This window comes from Stenotrophomonas sp. Sm6012 (genome assembly GCF_030985895.1).
Taxonomy (GTDB): domain Bacteria; phylum Pseudomonadota; class Gammaproteobacteria; order Xanthomonadales; family Xanthomonadaceae; genus Stenotrophomonas; species Stenotrophomonas forensis.
The window spans coordinates 1-6,125 of the sequence record NZ_JAPTFX010000206.1 but is presented as its reverse complement, the minus strand read 5'-3'; the positions used below and the strand labels follow the sequence as shown (position 1 = coordinate 6,125).

The 6,125-nt window shown below is 68.1% G+C and carries 4 protein-coding genes; 3 read left to right on the top strand and 1 reads right to left on the bottom strand.

Features of this window, described 5'->3' with window-relative positions; genetic code table 11:
- Nucleotides 1-37: 37 nt before the first annotated feature.
- A complete protein-coding gene (locus O0J73_RS21170) occupies nucleotides 38-667 on the bottom strand; it encodes an OmpW family outer membrane protein (protein ID WP_006465709.1) in 630 nt (209 codons plus the stop codon).
- A gap of 192 nt (nucleotides 668-859) precedes the next feature.
- Between O0J73_RS21170 and gap the strand changes: the two genes are divergently transcribed.
- From gap to O0J73_RS21155, 3 genes are all read left to right on the top strand, one after another.
- On the top strand, nucleotides 860-1,864 hold the full coding sequence (gene gap / locus O0J73_RS21165) for a type I glyceraldehyde-3-phosphate dehydrogenase (protein ID WP_006465708.1): 1,005 nt from the start codon (nucleotides 860-862) through the stop codon (nucleotides 1,862-1,864).
- A gap of 125 nt (nucleotides 1,865-1,989) precedes the next feature.
- A complete protein-coding gene (locus O0J73_RS21160) occupies nucleotides 1,990-4,659 on the top strand; it encodes a DUF2339 domain-containing protein (protein WP_308309578.1) in 2,670 nt (889 codons plus the stop codon).
- Nucleotides 4,656-6,032 (top strand): DUF3999 domain-containing protein, encoded by a 1,377-nt coding sequence (locus O0J73_RS21155; RefSeq protein WP_308309577.1) that lies wholly within the window; start codon nucleotides 4,656-4,658, stop codon nucleotides 6,030-6,032. Before O0J73_RS21160 ends, O0J73_RS21155 begins: the two co-directional genes overlap by 4 nt.
- The last annotated feature ends 93 nt before the right edge of the window (nucleotides 6,033-6,125 follow it).

Here is a 6,125-nt window from a genome sequence, read left to right as displayed (position 1 = left end):
CGCCCCCCCCCCCCCCCCCCCCCGCTCAACACACCGCTTAGAACTTGAAGACGTAGGACGCGCCGTAGACCAGCGGGTCGATGTTGACCGTGCCGATCTTCTCGCCGTTCAACTTCACCTTGCTGTCGATGTCGATCCAGCGCATGTCCACGCGCAGGGCGCCCTTCTCGCCGATCGCGAAGTCCACGCCCGCATGCGCGGCCAGGCCCCACGAATCCTGCAGCTTCAGGCGGCTGTCCTTCAGCGCGCCGGTGGTGTCTTCGCTGAAGAAGGTGGTGTAGTTCACGCCCGCACCGATGAACGGCGACACCTTGCCCTTGCTGTTGAAGTGGTACTGCAGGGTCACCACCGGCGGCAGCTGCTTGGTGCTGCCCACGCGGCCGAGGCCGTTGATGTTGATGTCGTGCTTGAACGGCAGCGCGGCCAGCACTTCGATGCCCAGGTTGTCGGCGATGAAGTACTCACCGGTGATGGTCGGCTTGACGTCGTTGTCGACGTCGACCTTCAGCGTGCCGCCGGCCAGCCAGCCGTTGTTCGACTTCGGCGCCACCTGGTGCACGCCGGCCGAAACGGTCCAGTCGCCCTTGGACTGGGCCATGGCCGGGGCGGCGGCGAGGGACAGGGCGGCGGCCAGGCCGGCCAGGATCAGGGGGGAGGTCTTGCGCATGGGGGTGATCTCGTTGCTGGGTGGATGGGGCCAGTGTCGGCCTCACGCCGCGCTAACGCTTTGATCCGGATCAAATCCTGTCCGCCGGCCCTCCGCCGGGGGCGCTGGCCCACGGTGGCCAGCCCCGGTTTGCTAGACTTGTGGGCCCTATCCATCCCGCCGCACCTGTCGCGGCCGCAGGAGCTTGAGAACATGGCAATCAAGGTTGGTATCAACGGTTTCGGTCGCATCGGGCGCAACGTCCTGCGCTCGGCGGTGCTGAACTTCGGCGACGACATCGAAATCGTGGCCATCAACGATCTGCTGGAGCCGGACTATCTGGCGTACATGCTCAAGTACGACTCCGTGCACGGCCGCTTCAAGGCCGAGGTGTCGGTGCAGGGCAACGACCTGCTGGTCAACGGCAAGAAGATCCGCCTGACCCAGGAACGCGACCCGGCCAACCTGAAGTGGGACGAAGTCGGCGCCGACGTGGTGCTGGAAGCCACCGGCCTGTTCCTGACCAAGGAAACCGCGCAGAAGCACATCGATGCCGGCGCCAAGAAGGTGATCATGTCGGCCCCGTCGAAGGACGACACGCCGATGTTCGTGTACGGCGTGAACGACAAGACCTACGCCGGCCAGGCGATCATCTCCAACGCCTCGTGCACCACCAACTGCCTGGCCCCGCTGGCCAAGGTCATCAACGACAAGTGGGGCATCAAGCGCGGCCTGATGACCACCGTGCATGCGGCCACCGCCACCCAGAAGACCGTCGATGGCCCGTCCAACAAGGACTGGCGCGGCGGCCGTGGCATCCTGGAAAACATCATTCCGTCGTCCACCGGTGCGGCCAAGGCCGTCGGCGTGGTCATTCCGGAACTGAACAAGAAGCTGACCGGCATGAGCTTCCGCGTGCCGACCTCGGACGTGTCGGTGGTCGACCTGACCGTCGAGCTGGAAAAGGAAGCCACCTACGCCGAGATCTGCGCTGAAGTGAAGGCACAGAGCGAAGGCCCGTTGAAGGGCATCCTGGGCTACACCGAAGACAAGGTGGTGGCCACCGATTTCCGCGGCGAAACCTGCACCTCGGTGTTCGACGCCGATGCCGGCATCGCCCTGGACGGCACCTTCGTCAAGCTGGTGACCTGGTACGACAACGAGTGGGGCTACTCGAACAAGTGCCTGGAAATGGCCAAGGTCATCGCCGCCAAGTAAGGCCGGTGCAGATCAAAGACGGACCCCGGCCTGGCCGGGGTTCGTCGTTTATGGGGCCAGCCCTGTCGTAGCATGGGGCGGTCGACCGCTGCCGCTGGGGCGCGGGAACGCAATGGAAGCAGGCAATGGAAGCACTGATAGCCCTGGTCGTACTGGTTCTGCTGGCCATCCCGCTGCTGCTGGTGGTGGCACTGGTGATGATTGCCGGCCTGCGCCGTCGTGTCGCCGCGCTGGAAAGCGCGATGGCCGCCGCGCCTGCTGCTGCCAGGCCGGCCGTCGCCACGCCCGCGCCTGAACGGCCGGTGGTCACGCCCGCGGCCAGTGCCGATCCACCGTTCCTGCGGCCGATCGCCGCCGCTGCTACGCCTCCCCCGCAGCCACCGGTACGCGAAGCAGCGCCCATCGAGGCGCCCGTCCCCCCTCCTGCTGCACCACCGCCGGTACCGCCGGCGCCGGTGCAGCCGCCGTTGCCGCCAGAACCGGCGCTGCCGAATTTCATCGAGCGCGGCATCGGTGCGGTCAAACGCTGGTTCACCGAAGGCAACGTACCGGTCAAGATCGGCATGCTGGTGCTGCTGGCCGGTGTCGCCGCACTGCTGAAGTACGTCAGCGACCAGGGTTGGCTGGTGTTGCCGATCGAGCTGCGCCTGGCCGGCGTCACCGTGGGCGCGTTGGGGCTGCTCACGTTCGGCTGGCACCAGCGCGAACGCCGGCGGATGTTCGCGCTGGCCCTGCAGGGCGGCGCCGTCGGCGTGCTGCTGCTGACCATCTTCGCGGCGTTCAAGCGGTTCGAGCTGATTCCGCCCGGCTTCGCCTTCGCCAGCTCGATCGCGCTGGTGGCCGGGCTGTGCGTGCTGGCGGTGGTGCAGAACTCGCGCACGCTGGCGGTGCTGGGCATCCTCGCCGGCTTCATGGCGCCGCTGTGGCTGTCCACCGGCAGTGGCAACCACGTGGGCCTGTTCAGCTACTACGCAGTGCTCAACGCGGGCATCTTCGCCATTGCCTGGTTCCGTCCGTGGCGCGCGCTGAACCTGCTGGGCTTCGCCTTCACGTTCGGCATCGGTACGTTCTGGGGCGTGCTGCAGTACGCGCCGGGCAAGTTCAGCAGCACCGAACCGTTCCTGCTGCTGTTCTTCGCGTTCTACCTGCTGATCCCGCTGCTGTACGCGCGTCGCCAGCCGGCCGGGCGGCGTGACCTGGTCGATGGCAGCCTGGTGTTCGGCACGCCGCTGGTCGCATTCTCGCTGCAGGCGGGCATGTTGCACGAGCAGCCGATGACGCTGGCGCTGTGCGCGCTGGGCCTGGCCGCGATCTATGCGGTGCTGGCGTGGGCGCTGATCAGGCGGGCGTCGTACACCGTGCTGGCGCAGTCGCATGCAGTGCTGGCAGTGGGCTTTGCCACGCTGGCGGTGCCGCTGGCGCTGTCGGCGCGCGCCACCGGCGCGGTGTTCGCGCTGGAAGGTGCGGGGCTGGCATGGCTGGGGCTGCGCCAGAAGCGATGGTTGCCACAGGTGTCCGGTGCGCTGTTGCAGATCGGCGCTGCATTCGCCTTCGTGGCCGGCGGCGATCATTGGCACGAGGACCTGCGCTTCCTGATCAATCCCACCGCCATCGGCGCGCTGCTGCTGGCCGTGGCTGGCTTTGCGTCGGCCTGGAGTTACCAGCGCCGGTCGCGCCACGAGATCGCGCTGGTCTACTACCTGTGGGGCCTGCTGTGGTGGCTGGGTGGACTGGTGCATGAGATCACCCGCTTCTTCCCGTACCGCACCGAAGTGGATGCGCTGCTGGTGCTGGCGGCGGTCACGGCATGGCTGGCCGCCGAAGCACAGCGCCGCCAGCCAGCCCGTGCGCTGGGCGTGACCGCACTGGCCATGCTGGCGCTGGGCTTCCCGCTGGCCCTGTTGCAGAGCGATGCCCACCACCAGCCGTTCGCCGGCTATGGCGCGCTGGCCTGGGCGCTGTTCGCGGCGCTGGGCGTGCGCACGTTGCTGTGCCTGCGCCAGGGCGGCAACACCGTGGCACGCATCGCGCAGTTCCTGTGGTGGCTGCTGTGGCCGTCGCTGCTCTCGCTGCTGGCCCTGTGGGGCGGTAGCCAAGCCGGGCTGACACAGGGCTGGACGACCCTGCTGGTCACGCTGCCGTGGCTGCTGATGGCAGCGCTGTCGCTGTGGCGCTGGAATGTGCTGCGCTGGCCGCTGGGCGAAGCGTTCGACCGCGTACGCACGCCGCTGCAATGCGTGCTGTTCGGCCTGCTCTCGATCGGCTGGCTGCTGGGCCAGCTGTTGCCGGGCGACGCAGCCCCGCTGCTGTGGTTGCCGGTGCTGAATCCGGCCGAGCTTGCGCAGTGGCTGAGCCTGCTGCTGCTGGCGCGCTGGCTGTACAGCGATCAGGCGCCGCAGGCACTGCTGAACATCCGCATGCCGCTGCTGTCACTGGCCATCTTCGTTGCGCTGACCAGCGTGGTGCTGCATGGCGTGCATCAGTGGGGCGGCCTGGCGTGGAACGCATCGATGATGCGTTTCAGCCTGGCCCAGACCAGCCTGACCGTGCTGTGGAGCGTGCTCGGCGTGATCGCCTGGGTCTGGGGCTCGCGCCGCGGCCAGCGCGTGTTGTGGATGGTGGGCGCCGTGCTGATGGGCGTGGTGCTGGCCAAGCTGGTCATCGTCGATCGCCAGCACCTGGGCAACCTGCTGGGCATCGCATCGTTCATCGCCTACGGCCTGCTGTGCACGGTCGTGGGTTATCTGGCACCGGCACCGCCGAGCGCGGCGCCGCCCGTGGAGGAAAAGCAATGAGGAAGTGGAGCAGGGCGCTGCTGCCGGTGATGTTCGGCATGCTGGCCGCCGTCGTGGCGCAGGCTGCCGATTACCGCAGCCAGTACGCAGAACAGTGGCCGCTGACGCTGTCCAGTGCGCAGTCCGGTGCGTACAGGGTGGTTCTGGAACCGGCGATCTATCGCCGGGCCGGCGCTGCCGACCTGGGCGATCTGCAGGTGTTCAATGCGGCGGGGCAATCCTTGCCCTCGGCATTGCTGGCGCCGGACCAGCCACTGGCACAGCCGCCGGTGCAGCGGGAGCTGCCGTGGTTCGCACTGCCGCCGTTGGCCGAAGCACAGCGCAACGATCTGCAGCTGCTGACCGAACGCGATACCGATGGCCGCGTACGCCGGGTCGAGGCGCGCGTGGGGGGCGGTGCGGTGGCGAACGGGCAGGGTGGTTGGCTGATCGACGCAAGCGTGCTGGGGCAGCAGCCGGTGGCGGCGCTGGTACTGGACTGGGCCGACAGTGGCCAACCCTTGCAGGCGCAGGTGCAGCTGGATGCCAGCGATGATCTGCAGCACTGGCGTGCGGTCGGGCGCGACATTCCGCTGGTGGACCTGCAGCGTGCCGGCAAGCGCCTGCTGCAGCGCCGCCTGCAGGTGAACGGTGAGGCACGCTACCTGCGCGTGCTCGCACAGGGCGATGCACGCCTGCCGACCCTGCACAGCGTGTTGGCCGAACTGCCGCCTGCCCCGGCCACCCTGCCGTGGGAATGGTTGTCGCTGGAGCCGGTTTCGAAGGGCAAGGGCGAGTACACCTTCGAACTGGATGGGCGCTTCCCGGTCGCGCGTGCGGACGTGGCCAGCCCCGACAACAGCCTGGTGCAGTGGACGTTGTTCAGCCGCGATGATGAAAGCGCGGAGTGGCAGCGTCGCAGTGCGCCGTGGATCGCCTACCAGCTGCAGCAGGGCGGGCAGGGCCAACGCCAGCAGTCGGCGGCCCAGTCGCTGGGGGGCGTGCATCGCGACCGCTACTGGAAGCTGGTTGCGAATCCTGCCGAAACGGCCACCGCGCCTACGCTGCGCCTGGGCTACCAGCCGGAGGTGCTGGTGTTCCTGAGCCAGGGCGCGGCGCCGTATGCCCTGGCCGTCGGCAGTTCGACCGCGCGCCGGATGGAGGCGCCGATCGGTGTGCTGATCGAGGAACTGCGCCAGCGCAATGATCCGTCATGGCAGCCGACGCTGGCGCGGCTGGAGGGCAGCCCGGAGCCGCTGGCCGGCGAGGCGGCGCTGAAGCCGCAGCACGATTGGAAGTCGTGGTTGCTGTGGGCGTTGCTGGGGCTGGGTGTGTTGGTGGTGGGTGGGCTGGCGGTCAGCCTGCTTCGGCAGAAGCCGACGCCTTCAACGTAATTGCCGGCGAACGGCGCAGCCCCTCGTGGGTGGCCGTAGCGTCGGTAGAGTCGAGCTTGCTCGACTGCAAAGCTGCGCTTGGCCGGGCGGGGT